We start from the raw sequence: 23,138 nt of genomic DNA on the forward strand, positions 1-23,138 counted from the left end.
GGCTATCAGCCGAAGCGGTAGGCGCCCATGTAGAGGCTGCCGCCATCCCAACTGTCGTGCAGCCGGGTCGGAGCCACACCATCGGCCGCCCCCAACGCCACAAAGAGCGGGCGCAGGTGGTCATCGTGGGGATGGGACTCCACCGCGCCTGGAGCCTGCTGGCGATAGTCGAGCAGCGCCAGACGATCCTCGTCGGCCATCTTCTGCTCCAGCCAGTCGACAAACTGGCTGGCCCACTCCGGCACCGGCGAGCCTTCCGGTGCCAGCGCCCGCAGGTTGTGGGTGATGGCTCCGGAGGCGAGGATGCCAATCCCCTGACTGCGCAGTGCCCCCAACACCTCTCCCAACTGCCACAACTGGGCCGGGGTGAAGCTCGCGGGAATGGAGACCTGCACCAGCGGGATCTCGCTGTTTGGGTCGATCAGGGAGAGCGGCGACCAGACCCCGTGATCCAGCTCGCGCCGCACCGGGGTAGCGGTCAGTCCGGCCAGTGCCAGCTGGTCGCTCACCCCCTGCAGCAACCACTCGGGGCTGCTGGCAGGCCAGCGCATCCGGTAGAGGGGCTCGGGGAAGCCGTAAAAGTCGTACATCAGCTCCGGTTTGGGCTCGACGTTGATCTGCAGCTCGCGGCTGAACCAGTGGGCGGAGATGACCACCAGCCCCTTGAGCTCACCCAGACGCAGGGTTCGCAGAAAGCGGGTGGCGGGTTGCTCACGCAGCACCAGATCCGGTGCGCCGTGAGAGATAAACCAGACGGGGGCGAGGGACATAAAGCGGACTCCAACAAAGTATCAGGGGGCGATACCGGAGGGGATATCGCTGTTGGAATCGATTATCCTCCCGCCATGAAAGGTGGACAATCCGGCAAGATAGATAAGAACTATCAACTAATGGTTGATAATTTCACGCTTTCACGACCGGTAAGCAGCAATAGATATCAAGGCTGCGACGCTTCCGGCTGCAGTCGGGCTGCGCGAAGCGCCATCCGGGTCGCTGCACTGTGATCCTGCCACTCTCGCCACGCTAATCCCTCGGCCGCCTCCTCTTTCACTGGATGGGAGAAGATCGCCAGCAGTCGCGCATTGTCAGGCCAGTAGCGGGCTGGCAGCGTCTGAACCAGCAGCAGGGCGGCGCCCAGCAAGAGCAGAGCCCATCCGGTTTCATGGCTGTTTTTCATCCCGACCTCCTTCACCCGTACGCCAATGAACTAACATTTTTGCGCAAGCCGGTGACAAGACGGTGACAGCGGACGGGTGGTCATTTTACAACATCTGAACCTCAACCCGGCCAAACAACCACAGATGGCAACATTTGTATCCCTTTAGCCCGAACCTGTGGCCGTATGCTCTAAAATGTGACTCACAGGAAAACGTTATCCCTGAAAAGAAAACGTTATCTGGTCAAAACGTTGTTTCTGGATCATAAAAAGATTCCAAAAACTGGTGTATATTGCTCGGCGGAAATTCCTTAACCATGAAGATTGACATGAAAAAGACCAAAATTGTCTGCACCATCGGTCCGAAGACCGAATCCAAAGAAATGCTGGCCAAAATGCTGGACGCCGGCATGAACGTCATGCGCCTGAACTTCTCCCACGGTGACTACGCCGAGCACGGCAGCCGCATCAGCAACCTGCGCGCTGTAATGGCCGAGACCGGCAAGCACGCAGCTATCCTGCTGGACACCAAGGGTCCGGAAATCCGTACCATGAAGCTGGAAGGCGGCAACGACGTCGCGCTGGTCGCTGGCCAGACTTTCACCTTCACCACCGACCAGACCGTGGTTGGCAACAAAGACAAAGTGGCCGTGACCTATGCCGGTTTCGCCAACGATCTGCGCGTCGGCAACCGCATCCTGGTTGATGACGGCCTGATCGGTCTGGACGTTATCGAAATCACCGAGCGCGAAGTTATCTGTAAAGTGCTGAACAACGGTGACCTGGGCGAGAACAAAGGCGTTAACCTGCCGGGCGTCTCCATCAAGCTGCCGGCCCTGGCCGAGAAAGACAAGCGCGACCTGATCTTCGGTTGCGAGCAAGGCGTTGATTTCGTTGCTGCTTCTTTCATCCGCAAGAAAGAAGACGTTCTGGAAATCCGTGAGCACCTGAAAGCCCACGGCGGCGAGAACATCCAGATCATCTCCAAGATCGAAAACCAGGAAGGTCTGGACAACTTCGACGAGATCCTGGCTGTTTCCGACGGCATCATGGTTGCTCGTGGCGACATGGGTGTAGAGATCCCGGTTGAAGAAGTTATCTTCGCCCAGAAGATGATCATCGCCAAGTGCAACAAAGCCCGCAAAGTGGTTATCACTGCCACCCAGATGCTGGACTCCATGATCAAGAACCCGCGTCCGACCCGCGCCGAAGCTGGTGACGTGGCCAACGCCATCCTGGACGGTACCGACGCAGTGATGCTGTCCGGTGAATCCGCCAAGGGTAAGTACCCGCTGGAAGCCGTGACCATCATGGCCACCATCTGCGAGCGTACCGATGCCGTGATGCCGTCCAACCTGTCTGCTGCCAACGACAGCAACAAGCTGCGCATCACCGAAGCCGTATGTAAAGGCGCCGTAGAGACCTCCGAGAAGCTGGACGCCCCGCTGATCGTGGTCGCTACCGAAGGCGGCAAGTCTGCCAAGGCCATTCGCAAGTACTTCCCGAAAGCCTGGATCCTGGCTATCACCACCAACAAGAAAACTGCTGCCCAGCTGGTTCTGACCAAGGGTGTGGTTGCTCACGTGGTTGACAGCATCGCCTCTACCGACGATTTTTATCGCATCGGTAAAGAAGCCGCGCTGGAAATCGGCATGGGTCTGAAAGGTGACGTGGTTGTGATGGTCTCCGGTGCTCTGGTGCCGAGCGGCACCACCAACACCGCTTCTGTTCACGTTCTTTAATCAGAGCTGAACGAGTTGAAAACGGCGCCTGCGGGCGCCGTTTTTTTTGTCCCTCCCCCCTGCTTACCTGACAAGCCCGGTGTTAGAATCCACGCGAATTTAATCTATGCGGGAAATCTCCCGAATATCGCGTAATAACCCGGAAGTTATATGCCCTCAATACGTTTTAAAAGAGTCTCGGCGACCTTGTTGCCGCTGCTCTGTCTCCTCGCCAGCCTCTGCGTCCCGCAAGCCATGGCGCAAGATGTCCCCTCTCGCAACGCCGTTCAGCGAGCGCTGGATGGTCTGGGTAAATCAGAAACCCTGACCGTCAGTCAGCAAGCGGATCAGAAGTTGCTGACCGAAACCCTCGGCCTGCTCGACAGCATCGACAAGGAAGAGGCGAAGGCCAAGACCCAGGCCCAGCGGATCCGCAACCTGCCCACCGAGCTCAGAGAGATCAGCGCCAAGCTCGATGCCCTGACCAAGGGCAAGAGTGCCGAGCAGATCAAGAGCGAATACGCCAGCATGAGTCTGGCAGAGCTCGACAGCCGTCAGCCGGAAGTGCTGGCCAACATGCAGGCGGCCCAGGAGGCCCTCGGCGCCATCGGCAGCCAGCTCACCAGCTTGCAGACCCTGCCGGAGCGTGCCCAGGCCAGCATGAGCCGTGCCTACCAGCGCAGTCAGGAGATCCGTACCCGCCTCAACGCAGGTGAAAGCGTCTCCAGCGCCGAGAAGATGAAGCTCGGTGCCGAACTGGCCCTGCTCGACCTGCAACTGGCCCACCTGCAAAAGGAGCTGGATAACCGTACCAGCATGCAGGATCTGGCGATCAAGCAGCGCGACTACCAGAGTGCCCGTCTCGCCAGCGAAGAGCAGAAACTGCAGCTGTTGCAGGATCAGAGCAGCGCCAAGCGCCTCGGCGACACCGAAAAAACCGCCGAGCAGACCGGTGAACTGGTGGCGACCGAAGACAGCCCGCTGGTGCAAAAAGAGCAGGAGCTCAACCACCAGCTCAGCCAGCAGCTGATCGGTGCCACTACCAGCCTCAACTCGCTGGTACAGAAAAACCTGCAAGCCAAGAGCTGGCTGGAGCGCGGCATCCAGACCGAGCGCAACCTCAATGAACAGGTGCAGATGCTCAAGGGCAATCTGCTGCTGTCGCGCATCCTCTATCAGCTCTATCAGCAGCTGGAAGCGGCGCCCACCATCGCCGTCAAAAACCTGGAAGAGCAGATTGCCGATCTGCATCTGGCCCAGTTTGAACTGAGCCAGCAGCGTGACCAGCTGTTCCAGAAGAACCTCTATCTGGACAATCTGATCGCCGGCAGCAAGGATCCGGTCAGCGAGGAGGACAAGCAGAGCCTTGCCAAGCTGCTCGATACCCGCATCAATCTGCTCGATCAGCTCAACCGCCAACTCGACAGCCAGCTCACCAACGCCATCAGCCTGCAGCTGACCCAGCAGCAGCTGGCGCGGGTCTATGCCTCTATCGAATTTACCCTGCAGCAACACATCTTCTGGGTAAGCAGCAACAAGCCCATCGACAGCAAGTGGTTTATCAGCTGGCCCGCCCAGGCCTACAAACAGGCCTCCGACTGGGTATTGAAACCGGACTGGAAACGCTGGCGCGAAGAGCTGCTGGGGATCTCCCTGCTCGCCTTCCCGCTGCTGCTGATCGGCGGCCTGCTGGTCTGGAAACGTCCGGCGCTGGTTGAGCGCGAGAAGAAGATCACCAAGGACCTTGGCCGTTTCCGTCAGGACAGCCAGTGGCACACCCCGCGCGCCCTGCTCTATACCGTGCTGCAACGCCTGCCGGGCAGCATGTTCATTCTGGCTGGCGGTCTGCTGCTCACCTACTGCGGTCTGCTCAGTCCCAAGCTGATGTTCCAGATCACCCTGAACCTTGCCCTCGGCTATCTGGTATTCAGCGTCTATCTGGCGGTGATGCGCCCGGGCGGCATCGCCGAAACCCACTTCCGGATCCCGAAAGCGGAGCTGCAGGCCAAGCGCAACAGCATGCGCTACATCTGGTTGCCACTGCTGCCGCTCATCATGCTCGCAACCAAGGCGGTGGTTGAACCCTCCACCCTGGGCAACGACGTGATCGGTCAGGCCATGACCCTGACCCTGCTGGGGCTGGCCGCCTATCTGGTGTTCCCCATCTCCCGCGCCCGCATCAAGGGCGAGGCGAGCATGCAGAAGTCGCTGATCGCCATCGCCCTGGCGCTGGCACCGGTGGCGCTGATCGTGCTGGCGGTGCTCGGTTACTACTACACCGCGCTGAAGCTGACCGGTCGCCTGATCGAATCCTTCTACCTCATCATCATCTGGAGCCTGGTCTACCGCACCGCCCTGCGTGGTCTGGAGCTGGCTGCCCGTCGTCTGGCCTACCGTCGTGCGGTGGCCAAGCGTGAGCACAAATCTTCGGAAGATGCGGAAGGTGGCGAATCCATCGAAGAACAGCCCATGGATCTGGAGGATGTCAGCCAGCAGTCCCTGCGTCTGACCCGTACCGTGCTGATGCTGATCTTCGGCGTCGCCTTCTACTGGCTCTGGTCCGATCTGGTCGCGGTCTTCTCCTACCTCGACAGCATGGTGCTGTGGCACCGCAGTGAAGGCACCGGTGCCAACGCCGTGCTGTTCCCCATCAGCCTGAGTGACGTGCTGATCGGCTTCCTGCTGCTCGGCGGTGCTTGGTCACTGGCGCGCAACCTGCCGGGCTTGCTGGAGGTGCTGGTGCTCTCCAAGCTCAACCTGGCTCAGGGGACCGCCTACGCCATCACCACCATGCTCAACTACGTGCTGATCGGCTTTGGCTCCCTCACCGCTCTCTCCATGATGGGCGTGCAGTGGGACAAGCTGCAGTGGGTAGCGGGTGGTCTGTCAGTCGGTATCGGTTTCGGCATGAAGGAGATCCTCTCCAACTTCGTCTCCGGCATCATCATCCTGTTCGAGCGTCCGGTGCGGATCGGTGACACCGTCACCATCGGCTCCTTCTCCGGTACCGTCTCGCGGATCCGCATTCGCGCCACCACTCTGACCGACTTCGACCGCAAAGAGGTGATCATCCCCAACCAGCAGCTGATGACAGAACGGCTCATCAACTGGTCGCTGAGTGACACCGTCACCCGGGTGATCGTACGGGTGGGCGTGGCGTATGGTTCGGATCTGGAACTGACCCGCACCCTGCTCAAACAGGCGGCCGACGAAAACAGCCGGGTGCTGAAAGACCCGGCCCCCATCGTCTACTTCCTCACCTTTGGCGCCAGCACTCTGGATCACGAGCTGCGCTTCTTCGTGAGCGAACTGGGGGATCGCAACCCGGCGGTGGACGAGTTGAACCGCAAGATCGACCAGCTGTTCCGCGAGAACGGCATCGAGATCGCCTTCAACCAGATGGATGTCTACATCAAGAACATGCAGGGCGAAGAGCAGAAGGTGGAGTCCAACTCCGCCGCTCTGCCGCCGCCCGCGGAAGATGGCAAGCAGCCAGCCTGATAGCGAACTGCATTAATCTGATAGCAACAGCCGCTCACCCAGGTGAGCGGCTTTTTTATGCCAGTTTATGGCGATAGAGACAGTTCCCCATTGCCAGCATGGCTGGCCGCCGCACAACAGGCAGCCATCACCCTTGATAAAATATAAAGAGAAATAAAACCATAAAAACAATAGCTTAAGTCACCAAGCAACTGACTACTTGGATCAAACCCATGCTCTTCTCCCCTCACCACTTACCCCATACCGCGCTCGCTCCGGCTCCCGGGTTTTTATAACTTTTTTTAATTTTATTTGAGTGTCCTCTTCATCCTGACCATTGCAAAGTGGCGCCATTCCAGCGCCGGGCCCAGTGACCAGCGCCCGGCTGACACCGACTTGCTCATTTGATAATTGAAAGGATCCGAGAGATGAAACACCCCTTGATGGTAATGGGAATAGCCGCCTGTCTGGCATTGAGCGGCTGCCAGAATATGGACACCAAGAAAGTCCTGATAGGTGCAGCTGCGCTGGGTGCCATCGGCGCTGCTGGCTATTACGCCGGAAAAAAACACAGCGATAACAAACACGAGCATGATGGCCAGCATGACGATAGCGATGACCAGCATATGGCCACCAGCAAGATGCCCCGTTACTGCTCGGGGGAAGCGGCCAGCAAATTCCATGTCTCCCCGCGCGATATCACCACCGAGTCGGCAGAAGAGAGTGGCCACAGATACAAGGTCTATGGCCAGTACGAGACCGACGATGATGCGGTCGACTTTACCTGCACCTTCAATCACGACGGTCGTTTCCTCTCGGTCGTTCGCAGCTGATTGACCATCGGGTATAGCCAATTCACTACTGACACCCCATACAGGACACACACGATGAAACAGCAACGCAGCATGATCGCCAGCCTCATTGCGCTGGCCCTGCTTGGCCTCGCCCCATGCGCCTGTGCCACCAGCGGCCACTCCGGGGTGGATCTGGCCAGCATGGATAACAGCGTGCGCGCGGCGGACGATCTGTTTCGCCACGTCAACGGCAACTGGCTGGCACAGACCCGGATACCGGATGACATGCCGGGGCAGACCATCGGCAATCTGTTGGCGGACAAGTCGCTGGAGGATCGCAAGGTGTTGCTGGAGGAGCTGCTCAAGCGCCCGCAACAAGCCGGAACTCCTCGCCAGCAGATAGCCGACCTCTACGCCAGCTATCTGGATCAGGCCGGGCGGGATGCCAAAGGGCTGACCCCCATTCAACCACTGCGCGACGAGATCATGGCCATCCATGATGGCGCCTCGATAGCCACCTACTTTGCCCGGGTCAGCAAGCTGGGCGGCGGCGCTCCCTTTGGTATCGGGATCATGGCCGACAAGAAGCAGCCTGACAGCTACGGGATCTACCTGCAGCAATCCGGTCTCGGTCTGCCGGATCGGGACTACTACCTGAAAGCAGATGCTGCCAGCAAGACACTCCGGGCCAGCTACGAGCAGTTCATTACCGCCCTGCTCAACCATGCCGGCGTCGAGGGGGCGAGCGAACAGGCTCATCGCATTCTGGCGCTGGAGACCCGCCTCGCCAGCCTGCAGTGGGACAGAGTCAAGCGGCGGGATGACAACCTCACCTACAACAAACTGCCCATCGCCCGCCTCAGTCAGTTGCTGCCCACCCTGGATTGGCAACGCTACCTGGCAGAGGCCGGTATCGCCGGGGAAAGGGAGATCATCGTTAGTGAGCCGGACTATCTGGAGAAGCTGACCGCCGTGATGCAGGAGACCAGCATCGCGCAGTGGCAATCCTACTGCCTGTTCCATCTGCTACGCACTTATGCGCCCTATCTCGACAGCCAGAGCAATGCCCTGCACTTCGCTTTCTACGGTACGACCCTGAGCGGCATCCCACGGCAGCGGGAGCCCTGGAAGCAGGCCATGGAGGTGCTGGACGACTATCTGGGTCAGGCGGTGGGCAAACTCTACGTGGAGCGCTACTTCCCGGCCGAAGCCAAGGCACAGATGGCGACCATGGTGCGCAATCTGATCGCCGCCTATCGCCAGGAGATCGGTGGGCTCGACTGGATGTCTGCCCCGACCAAACAGCAGGCGCTGGCAAAACTGGCCAAGGTACGGGTCAAGATCGGCTATCCCGACCAGTGGCAGGATTACAGCGCAATCGAGATCCGTCCCGATGATCTGGTCGGCAATGCCCAGCGCGCGGCCACGGTGCGTTACAACGAGCACCTTGCCCGCCTCCATCAACCGGTGGATCGGGAGGAGTGGTTCGACAATCCGCAGACGGTGAATGCCTACTACAACCCGAACAACAACGAGATTGTCTTCCCGGCAGCCATACTGCAACCGCCCTACTTCGATCTGAAGGCGGATGATGCGGTCAACTATGGCGCCATCGGCGCGGTCATCGGTCACGAGCTGAGCCATGGTTTCGATGATCAGGGGGCCAAATTCGATGGCAACGGTGCCTTGCACAACTGGTGGGCGGCGACCGATCTCAAGGAGTTCACCGCCAGAGCGCAAAAACTGGCGAAACAGTACGACCGTTTCGAGCCCATCAAGGGGGAGCATGTCAATGGCCAACTGACCCTTGGCGAGAACATCGGCGATCTCGGCGGCTTGACCATCGCCCACAAGGCGTACCAGCTCGCCCTGGGCAACCACCAACCAGCGGTGCTCGATAGCTTTACCGGCGAGCAGCGATTCTTTATCGGCTGGGCACAGGTGTGGAAAGGGAAGTACCGGCCCGAGCTCGCTGCCGTTCTGCTCAAGACAGATCCCCACTCGCCGCTGGAGTACCGGGTCAACGGCGTCGTCGTCAATATGCCGGCCTTCTATCGCGCCTTTGCCATCAAGCCGGGAGACAAGCTCTATCTGCCACCTTCCGAGCGCGTGAAGATTTGGTGACCACCAGCAGGGGCCCTGGCCCGAAAAGCTCCAGCAGATGGACCACCTCCACCTGAGCTGAAGATGACCGACACAGGGAGTGTCTGTTTTACCCTGCCTGGTTTTTCCCGACCCACATGTGCCTGACCATGTGGGTTTTTTTGACCCTTTTGCCCCGCCGCTTCTCCTCAGCCTGCCCAGCTTTCACCCGATACGGCCACGGCAAACAACTCCGTCGTTTTCTCGCCTTTGCCATTGGCTGAAAAACCGGCGGCGTAACCGCCATAAATCGGTTTACCACCACACTGGTCTGACCTATGGTAAAGCATATAAAAGATGCATCGTGGAGCTGCTTTTCCTATGAATGACCGAGAACTGCAACAGATCCTGTTTCGCTCCTTCGATGTGATCCCGCTGCCTATTCTGGTGTCAGAATCCATTGCCCGTCACGATGGCAGCTCACCCGACATGATCCCGCAGCGGCGCCACCGCTTCCTGAATAAAGCCTTCATTGAGCAGCTGGGCTACAACCTTGACGATCTGCCGGACATGGCCTCCTGGTTTCAGGTCGCCTACCCGGATGAAGGGTATCGCCGCACCATCATCGACTCCTGGCACTCCCAGGTAGAACAGAGCTTGTCGCAAGGGCTGGAGGTCGCCGAAATGCCTGCACTGATCCGCTGCAAGAGCGGTCAGTCGCGCTGGTTTATCGTCACTGCCCAGCTGGGGGCCGATGCCATCCCGGATGGCCATATCGTCACCTTTCGCGATATCCACGACCTGCAGTGCATGGTGGAAGAGGTGAGCCGCCTCTCCTGCACCGATCCGCTCACCGAACTGACCAACCGACGGGGCGCCCAGCAACAATTGCAGGCCCTTTGGTTGCAGGGGGAGCCCCTCTCGGTGGTACTGGGAGATATCGACCATTTCAAGCAGGTCAATGACCGCTACGGCCACCCTGCGGGTGATGCCGCGCTCTGCGCCGTCGCCCACGCCATGGCGAGCCAACTGTTGCCGGGGGAGAGTCTGGCCCGTTGGGGCGGAGAGGAGTTCCTGCTGATCCTGCCTGGTTGCGATATTGAACAGGCGGCACGGCGCGCCGAACAGCTGCGCCAGCATGTCAGTACCACCCGCTTGCCATGGCAAGGGACGCAGCTATCCCTCACCATCAGTCTGGGGTGTGCCAACATGAAGGGGCAGGAGGGCATCGACTATCTGCTGATGATGGCCGACCGGGCCCTTTATCAGGCCAAGGATCAGGGCCGTAACCGGGTTGTCATTTCGACAGAATAGAGTAATAACCAGAAAGGAAAGCCGACTCGCGGCCATAAAAAAACCGAAGCACAAGGCTTCGGTTTTTTACTGCGCAACTGGCGTGAGCCAGCCGGGCATTACTTCTTGATACGGATAACCGGGGTCTCGCCCACAGTCACGGCACCAGTCATTTTGATCAGCTCTTTGATCTCGTCCATGTTGGAGATGACAACCGGAGTCAGGGTAGACTTGGCTTTCGCTTCCAGAACGGCCAGATCGAACTCGATGATGGTGTCGCCGCGCTTGACCTGCTGGCCTTCCTGAGCGATACGCTTGAAGCCTTCGCCTTTCAGTTCAACGGTGTCGATACCGAAGTGAACGAACAGCTCGATACCGGAGTCGGATTCCAGAGAGAACGCGTGGTTGGTCTCGAAAATCTTGCCGATGGTGCCATCGCACGGCGCAACCATCTTGTTGCCAGCCGGCTTGATGGCGATACCGTCACCAACGATCTTCTCGGCGAAGACAACGTCAGGCACATCTTCGATCGGCACGATTTCGCCAGACAGCGGAGCAAAGATTTCGATGCCGCCGGTGTCAGAGCTATCGTCGGAAACCAGTTTCTTCAGTTTATCAAACAGACCCATATAAAGCTCCTAGAGATGATTTGTCGCTGTTTGCAGCCGATCTTAGCAGACTGCCTTCTGCTTAATAAAGTTATCTACGCATGCTTCGATTTCAGCGGCGGTGGCAAAGCTCAGTGCTTGATCAGCCATTGCCTTCACATCTTCGAAGTTGGTGTTGCGGATAAGCTTCTTGATACGCGGTACAGAGATGGCGCTCATGGAGAACTCATCCAGACCCATACCCAGCAGCAGCAGGGTAGCGCGCTCGTCACCAGCCAGTTCACCACACATACCGGTCCACTTGCCTTCGGCGTGGGACGCATCGATAACCATCTTGATCAGGGTCAGGACGGAGGGTGACAGCGGGTTGTACATGGCGGAGATCATCTCGTTACCACGATCGACAGCCAGGGTGTACTGGGTCAGGTCGTTGGTACCGATACTGAAGAAATCCACTTCCTTGGCCAGATGATGAGCCATCACGGCAGCGGCCGGGGTCTCGATCATGATACCCACTTCGATGGATTCATCAAAGGCTTTGCCTTCGGCACGCAGTTCGGCTTTCAGCGTCTCTACGGTGGCTTTCAGGCTACGGAACTCTTCGACAGAGATGATCATCGGGAACATGATGCGCAGTTTGCCGAAGGCAGAGGCGCGCAGAATGGCCCGCAGCTGAGCATGCATGATGTCTTCGCGGTCGAAGAAAATACGCACGGCACGCCAGCCCAGGAAGGGGTTCATCTCTTTCGGGAAATTCATGTACGGCAGCTCTTTGTCGCCGCCAATGTCCATGGTACGCACGATGATCGGCTGATCCGGCATCGCTTCGGCCACTTCTTTGTAGGCTTTGAACTGCTCTTCTTCGGTCGGCAGCGCGTCACGGTCCATGAACAGGAACTCGGTACGGTACAGACCTACGCCTTCGGCGCCATTGCGGATGGCACCTTCGGTATCCTTGACGGTACCGATGTTGGCGCACACTTCGACCTGGTGACCATCCAGCGTGATGGCAGGCAGATCTTTCAGCTTGGCCAGCTCATCTTTCTCGGCCTGGAACTGAGCCTGGAACTTCTTGGCTTCGGTCAGCTGTTCAGCGGTCGGATTGATGATGATCTGGTTGTTGATCGCATCCAGCACCAGCATGTCACCGTTCTTGACTCGCTCGGTGATGTCGTTGGTGCCTACCACGGCCGGCAGCTCCAGGGAGCGGGCCATGATAGAGGTGTGAGAGGTACGGCCACCGATGTCGGTAACGAAACCCAGCACATATTTCAGGTTGATCTGAGCGGTTTCAGACGGGGTCAGGTCTTTGGCGACCAGGATCACCTCTTCGTCGATGGTGCTCAGGTTGACAACGGCGATGCCCAGTACGTTCTTGACCAGACGGGTACCGATGTCACGGAAGTCGGTAGCGCGTTCGCGCAGATAAGGGTCATCCAGCTCGGCCATCATCTTGGCGTACTGTTCGATCACCTCATAGATGGCTTTGTCAGCGGAAGCCTTGTTGTCTTTGATGAAGGATTTGATATCCCCTTCCAGCTCCTCATCTTCGAGCAGCATGATGTGGCCTTCGAAGATGGCCTCTTTTTCCTCACCGAAGGTGCGACCGGCCATCTCTTTGATGGCTTCCAGCTGGGCAGCTGACTTGGTACGAGCTTCGAGGAAACGGTTGATCTCGACATCAATCTGGTCAGCAGAGATTTTGCCCTGATTGATAACGATTTCATCTTCTTTAAGAAGAAGCGCCTTACCGAATGCGATACCGGGGGACGCAAGAATGCCAGATATCATAATCCTTCCTATTAAAACGACTGTGGGGGAGGAATCTAAAGCTGGATTACTCCAGCTCGTCCATCAGGGCAACCAGCTTCTCAACAGCTTGCTGAGCATCCGGGCCGTCAGCCTGGATAGTTACGTTGGTACCCTTGGTCAGGCCCAGGGTCTGCAGCTTGAACAGGCTCTTGGCGCTGGCGGACTTGCCACCGGAGACCACAGTGATCTCGCTTTGGAATTCTTTGGCTTCTTTCACGAACTGAGCTGCCGGACGGGTGTGCAGGCCGTTTTCAGCAGTAATAACAACAGACTTCTCGTACATGGTTTCACCCCATATTATTGATATTTTTTGGTGGATTGGTCGTTTTTGAAGCAACCTGACCCACCGTGTCAGTATGGATATGTTGTAAAGTAACGAAAGCAGACCCGCAATGGTTTAATCCAGGTCAAGTTTCTGTGCAGTAATCGGCGCGCTGGTTGGCAATTTTCAGTTATTGGGCTACAAGCCGCATCAGGACTGGCCTGAAATTATTTTATAACGAAAAATAACACTTTGTTACTTTGTGATACCCAGCCAGCAAACACCGCGTGACGCCGCACAGGATATGAGATTTAGAGCGGAATGTCTGCTTTTTTTCTCACTCCGGAACTTGTTATTTTACCCCAAAAAATAAGGATCAAGTGACACTAACAGGGGTTGAGTCTAGCCCATAAAGAAGCGGCGCTCCTGGGAGCGCCGCTGTTTTGAAAGATTCCGATCAGTTACTGCTGCAACTCCTGCTCGCTGAACACCCCGGCAAACAGGGCGCTGGAGAGGTAACGCTCCGCCGCACTCGGCAGGATGACCACAATGGTTTTGCCCGCAAATTCCGGCAGCTCGGCCAGACGGCTGGCAGCCACCACCGCAGCACCGGAGCTGATACCGGCCAGGATCCCCTCCTCCTCCATCAGGCGGCGAGCCATCTCGATGGCTTCATCGCTGGTCACCTTCTCCACCCGATCGATGAGGGAGAGGTCCAGGTTGCCCGGGATAAAGCCGGCGCCGATCCCCTGGATCTTGTGGGGGCCCGGTTTGATCTCTTCACCGGCCAGCTTCTGGCTGATGACCGGCGACTCGGCAGGCTCAACGGCGACAGAGACCACCGCCTTGCCTTTAGTCTGTTTCAGATAGCGGGAGACACCGGTAATGGTGCCACCGGTACCGACCCCGGCCACGAACACATCCACCTCACCGTCAGTGGCATCCCAAATCTCGGGGCCTGTGGTCTTTTCGTGGATCTCCGGGTTGGCCGGGTTTTCAAACTGTTGCAGCAACACATACTTGCCCGGCTCGGACTCGAGGATCTCGTTGGCCTTGGCAATGGCCCCCTTCATGCCGAGGGGCCCTTCGGTCAGCACCAGATTGGCACCGAGCGCCTTGAGCAACTTGCGGCGCTCCAGGCTCATGGTGGCCGGCATGGTCAGGGTGATGGGATAGCCGCGAGCGGCCGCGACAAAGGCCAGAGCAATACCCGTGTTGCCGCTGGTGGGCTCGATGATCTCCTTACCCTTGGTCAGGATGCCGCGCTTCTCGGCATCCCAGATCAGGTTGGCACCGATCCGGCATTTGACGCTGAAGCTGGGGTTGCGGCTCTCGATCTTGGCCAGCACGCGGCCTTTGGTAACACGGTTGAGACGAACCAGCGGGGTGTGACCGATAGTCTGGCTGTTGTCCTCAAAAATTTTGCTCATGGCGCTATCCCTGTGTTTGTTACGACGATGAAACAAGATTACCCTGTGGTTTCTGAATGAGAAGTGACTATTCGTTATAACCATATGGTATTACAACATATAGAGCTTATTCTCTCTGGCCCCTGACTCCGGGCGCCAATCGTCAAAGGAACCGACGTTATGGGATTTTCAGGAAGCAGCCAGTATCTCGCCTCCGATGCATTGAAGATGGCGGTCAATGCCGCCATCACCCTCGAAAAACCGCTGCTGATCAAAGGGGAGCCGGGCACCGGCAAGACGGTGCTGGCGGAAGCGGTCGCCGACCATCTCGGCACCGATCTCATTGCCTGGCATATCAAGTCCACCACCAAGGCCCAGCAGGGACTCTACGAATATGATGCGGTGGCCCGGCTGCGCGACTCCCAGCTCGGCGACCCCAGAGTGGCCGATATCAGCCACTACATTCGTAAAGGCAAACTGTGGCAGGCCTTCAGCGCCGAGCAGCGACCTGTGCTGCTGATCGACGAGATCGACAAGGCCGACATCGAATTCCCCAACGATCTGCTGCTGGAGCTGGATCGGATGGAGTTCGACGTCTACGAGACAGGCGAGCGAGTCAAGGCACGCCAGCGGCCTGTGGTCATCATCACCTCCAACAATGAGAAAGAGCTGCCGGACGCCTTCCTGCGCCGCTGTTTCTTCCACTACATCCGCTTCCCCGACAAGGTCGAGATGCAGGCCATCGTCAAACTCCACTACCCCGACCTCAAGGAGAGCCTGCTTGGCGAGGCAATGGATCTCTTCTTCGAGCTGCGCGAGGTAGAGGGGCTGCGCAAGAAACCCTCCACCTCGGAGCTGCTGGACTGGATCCGCCTGCTCTTGGCCGACGATATCGCCCCCGAGGCGATGCGCGCCCGCGAGCCCGGCAAGCTGGTGCCCGCGCTATATGGCGCCCTGCTCAAGACCGAGCAGGATTTGCATCTCTTCGAGAAGCTCGCCTTTCTGGCCCGACGCGGCAGCTGACCCATGCTGATCGACTTTTTTACCCACCTGCGCCGCCACAAGCTCCCCTGCAGCCTGCGCGAGCTGCTGGACTTGCACGCCGCACTTGCTGCCCGGCTGGTCGCTGTCGATATGGACGAGTTCTACCAGCTCTCCCGCTGCCTGCTGGTAAAAGACGAGGCCCACTACGATCGCTTCGATCGCGCCTTCGCCGAATACTATGAGGGGCTGGACGCCATCCCCCTGCTGCCGGAGAGCCTGCCCGAGGAGTGGCTGCGCAAGGAGTTCGAACGGCTGTTGAGCCCAGAGGAGAAGGCGCTGCTCAAATCCCTTGGCGGACTCGACAAGCTGATTGAAACCCTTAACCAGCGATTACGCGAGCAGAAAGAGCGCCACGCCGGCGGCAACAAGTGGGTGGGGACTGGTGGCAGCAGCCCGTTTGGCCACGGCGGTTTTCACCCCGAGGGGGTGCGCATGGGTGGAGAGGGGCAGCACGGCAAGGCGGCCAAGGTGTGGGAGGCCCGTCACTATCGCAACTTCAGCGATGACTCACCGCTTGGCCAGCGCGCCATCCAGCTGGCGCTGCGCAAACTCAGGCGTTGGGTGCGCAGAGGCAATCCCGACGAGCTGGATCTCGACGACACCATAAAAAGTTCTGCCCGCCAGGGCTGGCTCGATGTGAAGCTGCGACCCGAGCGCCACAACGGGGTGAAGCTGTTGGTTTTCTTCGATGTGGGAGGCTCCATGGATGCCCACGTGGCCGAGGTGCAGCGCCTCTTTTCCGCCCTGCGCCACGAGTTCAAGCATCTGGAGTACTTCTATTTTCACAACTGCCTCTACGACTTCGTCTGGAAGGATAACGCCCGCCGCTTTGAGGAGCGGTTTGATACCCTGCGGCTGCTGCGCACCTACGGCAGCGACTACAGGGTGATCCTGGTGGGGGATGCCACCATGGGCCCCTACGAGATCACCTGGCCGGGCGGCAGTGTCGAGCAGTGGAATGAGGAGTCGGGTCAGGTGTGGCTCACCCGCTTGCAGCAGCACTTCCCCAAACTGGTGTGGATCAACCCCACCCCGCGACGGGAGTGGCTCTGGCCCCCCTCCATCAAGCTGATGAATGACGTGGTTGGCGGACGGATGCATCCGCTGACCCTGGCGGGTCTCGCTGCGGCGATCGACCAGCTGTAACCCTCTCTACCCTATAAACCGACAAGCCGGGAACGCACCCGGCGAGGAGCAAAGATGACCTCTATCGTGATCAGTGGCTCAGGCCTCTATACCCCACCCTTTGCCGTCAGCAATGAAGAGCTGGTGGCCGCCTTCAACCAGTATGTGGATCTCTACAACGAGGAGAACGCCTCCGCCATCGATGCCGGCCAGCTCCCCGCCAAGCAGCACTCCAGCTGCGAATTCATCGAGAAGGCATCCGGCATCAAGAGCCGTTATCTGGTGAGTCGCGAAGGGGTGCTCAACCCCGACATCATGCAGCCGCTGCTGGCGGAGCGGCCCGACGAGATGCCCTCCATCATGGTGGAGATGGCGGTGGCTGCCGCCGAGCAGGCACTGATCGCCGCCGGTCGCGAGCCGGGCGAGATCGATCTGGTGATCGTCGCCGCCTCCAACATGCCGCGCCCCTACCCGGCGCTGGCCATCGAGCTGCAGCACTATCTGGGGGCGAGCGGCATGGCCTTTGATATGAACGTGGCCTGCTCGTCTGCCACCTTCGGCATCAAGACAGCCGCAGACATGCTGGCGGCAGGCACCGCCAACGTGGCGCTGGTGGTCAATCCGGAGATCTGCTCGGGGCATCTCAATTTCCGGGACAGAGACAGTCACTTTATCTTCGGCGATGCCTGCACCGCGGTGCTGCTGGAGCGGGAGACCGATTGCAAGGCGGCCAATCCGTGGCAACTGGTAGCCAGCAAGCTGGTGACCGAGTACTCCAACAACATCCGCAACAACTTCGGCTTTCTGAACCGGCTAAGCCCGCGCACCCGCTACGGCGACGACAAGCTGTTTCGCCAGCAGGGGCGCAAGGTGTTCAAGGAGGTGTTGCCGCTGGTGTGCGACCAGATTGCCAACCAGCTCGATGAGCAGGGCTGGCCCGCCGAGAGCCTGAACCGGCTCTGGCTCCATCAGGCCAACCTCACCATGAACCAGTTCATCGGCCGCAAGCTGCTCGGCCACGATGCCAGCCAGCAGGAGGCGCCGGTCATTCTTGATAGCTATGGTAATACCAGCTCGGCGGGTTCCATCATCGCGTTTCATCTGTACAATCGCGACCTTCCTGCGGGGGCTCGCGGCGTACTGTGCTCCTTTGGCGCTGGCTACTCCATCGGTAGCCTGCTGCTGCGGCGCCTGTAATGGCGGGCCTCCCGCCGACATAACAATAACCAGCAACATGGGTGGGAATATGCAGAGGATCACGGGGCGCTGCGCCCTGCACTACGGGGTAACCCTGTCACTATTTTGTCTCTATGGCTGGCAGGTTTGCCCGTTTCTCGAGAGTCTCACCCTGCCCCAGTTGCTGGGGCCAACCCTGGTGACCTTCGCCATCATGTTCGCCGTGCGCAATTGGCTGCTCTCAAGGCGGCCCCTGCCGCGCAACGGGCTGGACGGGTTTGGACTGGAGGTCGGTTTCTACCTGCTGGGAGCACTGCTGCTCTCTGGCTACAACGCACTGGCTCACGACTTTCCGCTGGAGAGTCACCTCAAGGTGCTGCTGGGGATGACTACCCTCGGCTTTCTGGTGGCGGCCGATCTGACTCTGGAGCGGGACTTGCATCGGGCCAGAGCACGGCAAGCCGAGCAGAGCCTGGCGCTGAGCCACCCGCTGGCCATGCCGCTGCCACGCAAGTTCACCCTCTTTACCCTGGCGACCCTCACCCTGCTGGGAGGCGTCTTCTTCTTGCTGTTCAACAAGGATCTGGAGTGGCTGGTGACGGTGGAGCGCAGCCTGCCGAGGGTCGATGCCCAGCACTACATCCTGTGGGAGATCGCCTTCGTGATGACGGTGACCTTCTGTTATCTCGCCCTCATTATTCACGGGTATGGTCGCAATCTCGGCCTATCCCTGCGCCAGCAGACCCGCACAATGGCCAGAGTACAGTGCGGTGACTTCGACGCCCGGGTGCCGGTCACCCGGGATGACGAGTTCGGTCTTATCGCCGCCAGCACCAATCAGATGATCGGCGAGCTGAAATCCCGCAGTGACCAGCTCAACCTGACCCGCGACGTGGCCATCCTCGGCCTCGCCTCGCTGGCAGAGACCCGTGACAACGAGACCGGCGCCCATATCATCCGCACCCAGCACTACGTCAAGGCGCTGGCGCAATACCTCAGTCGCAGCGATTGGGATCGCTATCCGCTCGATGACGCCACCATCGACCTGCTGTTCAAGTCGGCCCCGCTGCACGATGTGGGCAAGGTGGGCATTCCCGATGCCATCCTGCTCAAACCGGGCAAGCTGACCGACGAGGAGTTCGCCATCATGAAGCGCCACCCGCAGATCGGCGCCGATGCACTGGCGAGTGCGGAGGCGCAGCTGGGCTCCAACTCCTTCTTGCGGCTGGCCCGGGAGATCTCCCTCACCCACCACGAAAAGTGGGATGGCAGCGGCTATCCGGCAGGGATGGCGGGTGAGGCTATTCCCCTCTCTGGGCGGCTGATGGCGGTGGCGGATGTCTACGATGCCCTCATCTCGAAACGGGTCTACAAACCAGCCTTCAGCCATGAGGAAGCGAAGGAGATCATCGTGAAGGGGAGCGGCAGCCATTTTGATCCCGGCATTGTCGCGGCGTTTCTCGCCTGCGAAGCGCAGTTCAGGGAGATTGCCGCGCAGTTTCAGGATCACCACTGAGCAAGTACATTCCGACCAGCTTGCCCTGATGGCTGACAGGGCAACCGGCGTCATAAATTGTACACAAACAGGTCTTACCATGGCCGATTCAGCGCCATGCTGACGGCATTTGCCAAGCCGCGCCCATATTGATATTTCCCTTTATTTACAGCTGTTTTTTGTCATTTTGTGATCCGGGTTCGTGCCAATGACGCAACCGGGATCACAAGATGGCAGGAAAAGGCCGCAATTTGCCCTCCGGCGCCAATGATGGCTTCCAATGAAAGCGAGGTTTGCTATCATCCGGAGACATTTTTCATCTGTCGCCGGCTACAAAAGAATACCCTCATGTACACACAGTTCTTCGGCCTCTCGGAACACCCGTTTTCCATCTCGCCCAATCCCAAGTACCTCTATATGAGCGAGCGCCACGGCGAAGCCCTTGCTCATCTCAACTATGGATTGCAGGATGGCGGCGGCTTTGTGCTGCTGACCGGCGAAGTGGGCACCGGCAAAACCACCGTCTCCCGCTGCCTGCTGCAACAGCTGCCCGCCGAGACCGAGATCGCCTATATCCTCAACCCCTCCCTGACCGAACGGGATCTGCTGGCCGCCATCTGCGACGAGTTTCAACTCCCCTATCCCGAGGATGCCGGGATCAAGCGGCTGTTCGACCTTATTCGCGATCACCTGCTGGCCAACCTGGCGGCAGGCAAGCGCAGCGTGGTACTGGTGGATGAGGCGCAGCACCTGCTGCCCGGCGTACTGGAGCAGCTGCGTCTGCTCACCAACCTCGAAACCGACGAACGAAAACTGCTGCAAGTGGTGCTGATCGGTCAGCCCGAGCTGCAACAGATGCTGCGCCAACCCCTGCTGCGCCAGCTGGCCCAGCGCATTACCGCCCGCTATCACCTGCTGCCGCTCTCTCACAGCGATGTGGATGCCTACGTCCGCTTCCGGCTGCAAGTTGCAGGCTGCGTACAACCCATCTTTACCCCGCGCGCCATCAAGACGCTCCATCGCCTGAGTGGCGGCATCCCCCGTTTCATCAACCTCATCTGCGACCGCGCCCTGATCGCCGCTTTCGCCCGTGGCAGCTACAAGATTGTCCACAGCGATATCAGCCAGGCCGCCTTCGAGGTCAATGGCGTGCGGGACGAAGGAAGCTGGGCCTCCGGTCTGATGGTGACGCTGGCGGGCGCCCTGCTGGTGGCCGCAGGCTGGTGGGGTTGGCAATTTTTCGGCGTGTTCCCTACCCGTCCGGTAGTCAAGGTCGAGGTGCCGGTCACCATCGACGAGACCGCCGAGCAGCAGGAGCAGCTGACCGAGGCAATCAATCAGGCCATCGACCCCGACAGCGCCATGCAGAATCTCTATCGGGTCTGGGGCTATGAACCGGAACCGTTCGAGGCAACCTGCGATAACGCGCCCCGTGCCGGTCTGCGCTGTCAGGAGGGAGAGGCAAGCCTCGACGAGCTGCGCGCCCTGCAGTATCCCGCCATGATCACGCTCACTGACCAGACTGGCGGCCTCTACTATGCGACCCTGGTCAATCTGGGGCCGAACAAAGCCAGCCTGATGATAGGTGACCAGAGCTGGCAGGTGGATCGCCAGTGGCTCAGCGACAACTGGGGCGGCAGCTACACCCTGCTTTGGCGCATGCCGAAAGGGGGGGTGAGCCTGATTGCCAGCAATGCCGGTCAGACCCAGATCCAATGGCTCGACAACGCCCTGAGCCGTGCGCTGCAGCAACCCGAGCGCAAGGTGCGCCGCTTCGATGGCGAGCTCAAGAACAAACTGCAGCAGTTCCAGCGGGATCAGGGGCTGACCCCTGATGGCATCGCGGGCAGCAACACCCTGCTGCGTCTCAACGCCCTCTCCGGTGAACCCATGCCCAGACTGGAGGAGGCCTCCTGATGTCTACCCTGCTCAAGGCGCTGCACCGTGCGCAGCAACCGCAACTCTCCGCCCATATTCCGGCCATGGGCTTGCCCATGCCTCGGGAAGAGGAGCGCAGCCCACGCCGCATCGGCTGGCTGCTGGCTCCCCTGGCCCTGTTGCTGGGGGCGGGCGCCAACTATGGCTGGCATCTGCTCCACCTGCGCCCCATCGAGGAGAAGGTGGAGGTGAAAGAGGTGATCACCCCGCCCTTCGTGCGGGTTGAACCCAAGGCAATGGTGACCCGTCCGCTGCCCCCGCCCCTGCCGGAGCCGGTGGTCCAACCCAGAGCAGTGGCCAAAAACGAAGGAACCAGTCAGGGGAATACCCCCGCGCTGAGTCTGGCCGAGCAGCTGATGAAAGCCCTCAATGAAACCCCATTGCAGGAGACGCCACACGCCGCCAGCCAGAACGTGCAACCAGCCCAGTTGATGGCGCTGGGCTCGGCACCCCAGTCGGTGCGCCAGCAGGTACCGCAATTGAGCTATGGCTCTCATGTGTTCTCCTCCAACCCCGCCAAGCGAGCCGTGGTGCTCAATGGCCGGGAATACCGGGAGGGGAACGAAATCGCCCCGGGAGTCGTGCTCGCCACCATCGACCAGCAATACATAGTGCTGCAGGTCGCCGGACAGAGCGTGACCCTCAAGGCACTGCAGGATTGGCGAGGATGAGTACGCAACGTCCCCTGATGTTCGCTGGCAAGCAGGATGCACCTCACCTGAGTGCCACTTTTGTGAGCATTCAAAGGTTTACGGTGTGATGAAATATCCATTTTTACGGTTTGGCGCGCCCCGACCCGTTGTGTCACAGCCACTGGCCGTACACAATACGCAGCCGCCCCAGAGCCTGGAATTTGTTGATTAATATGACGCTACGATTCAGGGATGACATCTTGACCATGCTGCTGACCCAGTGCCGGCGGCTTCCCATGACCAGAGTCACCCAGGTGGCCTTTCTGGCGCTGCTGATCATGCTGGCCCAGCAGAGCGCCGCCCTCACCTGGCGTCTGCTCACCCTGGCAAGCCCGCAAACCAGCCAACCGTGGCAACCGTCCGCAGTGGCGGTCAACGGCCAGAGCAACCCGCGCCTTGAACTGGGCGAGGTGAGCCGACTGGCGCTGTTTGGCAAGGCGATCCCCAAGGCGCAAGCCAAAGCCGCCGTGGCTGCCAATGCGCCGCGTACCCAGCTCAATGCCCAGCTCAACGGGGTGTTGGCCAGCTCGGATCCCGCTAAATCCATCGCCATCATCGCCATGTCCGGCATCCAGAACTCCTATGGGGTCGGTGACATGATTGACGGCACCCAGGCGCGGATCCGGCAGGTCTATCCGGATCGGGTGATCATCGAGCGGGATGGCCGCGACGAGACCCTGATGCTGGATGGCGAGGAGTATGGCAAGCCGCTGCCGCAGACCAACTCCGCCCCACTTGGCTCCCTGCGCAGCGAGCTGATGGCCGATCCGGGCAAGATCACTGATTACCTCAATATTTCACCGGTTCAGGTGGATGGCCGCATGACCGGTTATCGCCTCAATCCGGGCAGCAATCCTGAGTTTTTCAACCAGAGCGGGCTGCAGGCCAATGACCTGGCCATCAGCATCAACGGGCTGGATTTACGGGACAACATGCAAGCCATGCAGGCGATGCAGCAGATGGCTGGCGCAACGGAAATGACAGTGACCGTCGAGCGACAGGGCGAACAGTTCGACATCTATGTGCGCTTGTCAGAATAATGATTTGGAGT

18 protein-coding genes are annotated in these 23,138 nt (G+C 59.4%); 12 read left to right on the top strand and 6 right to left on the bottom strand.

The window, feature by feature from the left end:
- Window positions 1-5 precede the first annotated feature (5 nt).
- Both I6L49_RS09680 and I6L49_RS09685 read right to left on the bottom strand, forming a co-directional pair.
- Complete coding sequence (locus I6L49_RS09680; RefSeq protein ID WP_216951457.1) at window positions 6-770, bottom strand: class III extradiol ring-cleavage dioxygenase; 765 nt, start codon at window positions 768-770, stop codon at window positions 6-8.
- A gap of 167 nt (window positions 771-937) precedes the next feature.
- A complete protein-coding gene (locus I6L49_RS09685; protein ID WP_216951459.1) occupies window positions 938-1,177 on the bottom strand; it encodes a hypothetical protein in 240 nt (79 codons plus the stop codon).
- A 308-nt stretch (window positions 1,178-1,485) separates the two neighbouring features.
- Between I6L49_RS09685 and pykF the strand changes: the two genes are divergently transcribed.
- The 5 genes from pykF to I6L49_RS09710 all read left to right on the top strand — a co-directional run bounded on the left by pykF (window position 1,486) and on the right by I6L49_RS09710 (window position 10,547).
- Window positions 1,486-2,898, top strand: coding sequence for a pyruvate kinase PykF (gene pykF, locus I6L49_RS09690; protein WP_031227651.1), 1,413 nt, complete (start codon window positions 1,486-1,488; stop codon window positions 2,896-2,898).
- A gap of 150 nt (window positions 2,899-3,048) precedes the next feature.
- Entirely contained in the window at window positions 3,049-6,378 is a 3,330-nt protein-coding gene (gene mscK / locus I6L49_RS09695; RefSeq protein ID WP_136501503.1) for a mechanosensitive channel MscK, read from the top strand.
- 407 nt (window positions 6,379-6,785) lie between these two features.
- Window positions 6,786-7,190, top strand: a complete 405-nt coding sequence (locus I6L49_RS09700; RefSeq protein WP_106842474.1) for a hypothetical protein — start codon at window positions 6,786-6,788, stop codon at window positions 7,188-7,190.
- Between the two features lie 54 nt (window positions 7,191-7,244).
- Window positions 7,245-9,275, top strand: a complete 2,031-nt coding sequence (locus tag I6L49_RS09705) for a M13 family metallopeptidase (protein ID WP_216951461.1) — start codon at window positions 7,245-7,247, stop codon at window positions 9,273-9,275.
- A 339-nt stretch (window positions 9,276-9,614) separates the two neighbouring features.
- Window positions 9,615-10,547 (top strand): sensor domain-containing diguanylate cyclase, encoded by a 933-nt coding sequence (locus I6L49_RS09710; protein WP_216951462.1) that lies wholly within the window; start codon window positions 9,615-9,617, stop codon window positions 10,545-10,547.
- Between the two features lie 98 nt (window positions 10,548-10,645).
- On the opposite strand, the gene crr is transcribed toward I6L49_RS09710, so the two are convergent.
- The 4 genes from crr to cysK form a co-directional block, all read right to left on the bottom strand.
- Window positions 10,646-11,155, bottom strand: a complete 510-nt coding sequence (gene crr / locus I6L49_RS09715) for a PTS glucose transporter subunit IIA (RefSeq protein WP_005338264.1) — start codon at window positions 11,153-11,155, stop codon at window positions 10,646-10,648.
- A 42-nt stretch (window positions 11,156-11,197) separates the two neighbouring features.
- Window positions 11,198-12,925 carry a phosphoenolpyruvate-protein phosphotransferase PtsI gene (gene ptsI, locus I6L49_RS09720; protein WP_204383759.1) on the bottom strand — a complete coding sequence of 576 codons (1,728 nt, stop codon included), beginning with the start codon at window positions 12,923-12,925 and terminating at the stop codon, window positions 11,198-11,200.
- A 46-nt stretch (window positions 12,926-12,971) separates the two neighbouring features.
- Window positions 12,972-13,229 carry an HPr family phosphocarrier protein gene (locus I6L49_RS09725; RefSeq protein ID WP_005338266.1) on the bottom strand — a complete coding sequence of 86 codons (258 nt, stop codon included), beginning with the start codon at window positions 13,227-13,229 and terminating at the stop codon, window positions 12,972-12,974.
- 440 nt (window positions 13,230-13,669) lie between these two features.
- Window positions 13,670-14,638 (bottom strand): cysteine synthase A, encoded by a 969-nt coding sequence (gene cysK, locus I6L49_RS09730; protein WP_005338267.1) that lies wholly within the window; start codon window positions 14,636-14,638, stop codon window positions 13,670-13,672.
- A gap of 159 nt (window positions 14,639-14,797) precedes the next feature.
- Here cysK and I6L49_RS09735 point away from each other — a divergent pair, with 159 nt between their 5' ends.
- The 7 genes from I6L49_RS09735 to exeC all read left to right on the top strand — a co-directional run bounded on the left by I6L49_RS09735 (window position 14,798) and on the right by exeC (window position 23,127).
- Window positions 14,798-15,640 (top strand): MoxR family ATPase, encoded by an 843-nt coding sequence (locus I6L49_RS09735; RefSeq protein ID WP_058058332.1) that lies wholly within the window; start codon window positions 14,798-14,800, stop codon window positions 15,638-15,640.
- 3 nt (window positions 15,641-15,643) lie between these two features.
- Complete coding sequence (locus tag I6L49_RS09740) at window positions 15,644-16,807, top strand: VWA domain-containing protein (protein ID WP_216951463.1); 1,164 nt, start codon at window positions 15,644-15,646, stop codon at window positions 16,805-16,807.
- Between the two features lie 54 nt (window positions 16,808-16,861).
- Entirely contained in the window at window positions 16,862-17,983 is a 1,122-nt protein-coding gene (locus I6L49_RS09745; RefSeq protein WP_216951464.1) for a beta-ketoacyl-ACP synthase III, read from the top strand.
- Window positions 17,984-18,032: 49 nt separating this feature from the next.
- The gene (locus I6L49_RS09750; RefSeq protein ID WP_216951465.1) at window positions 18,033-19,478 is read left to right on the top strand and encodes an HD domain-containing phosphohydrolase; all 1,446 of its coding nucleotides are present in this window, start codon (window positions 18,033-18,035) and stop codon (window positions 19,476-19,478) included.
- Window positions 19,479-19,805: 327 nt separating this feature from the next.
- Entirely contained in the window at window positions 19,806-21,374 is a 1,569-nt protein-coding gene (locus tag I6L49_RS09755; RefSeq protein WP_040065846.1) for an ExeA family protein, read from the top strand.
- Complete coding sequence (gene exeB / locus I6L49_RS09760) at window positions 21,374-22,066, top strand: GspB family T2SS assembly factor variant ExeB (protein ID WP_216951466.1); 693 nt, start codon at window positions 21,374-21,376, stop codon at window positions 22,064-22,066. Before I6L49_RS09755 ends, exeB begins: the two co-directional genes overlap by 1 nt.
- A 227-nt stretch (window positions 22,067-22,293) precedes the next feature.
- Window positions 22,294-23,127: a GspC family type II secretion system variant ExeC gene (exeC, locus tag I6L49_RS09765; RefSeq protein WP_302054419.1), complete on the top strand. Its 834-nt coding sequence runs from the start codon at window positions 22,294-22,296 to the stop codon at window positions 23,125-23,127.
- Window positions 23,128-23,138: the final 11 nt, after the last annotated feature.

The sequence above is a fragment of the Aeromonas sp. FDAARGOS 1419 genome (genome assembly GCF_019047045.1).
Taxonomy (GTDB): Bacteria; Pseudomonadota; Gammaproteobacteria; order Enterobacterales; family Aeromonadaceae; genus Aeromonas; species Aeromonas veronii.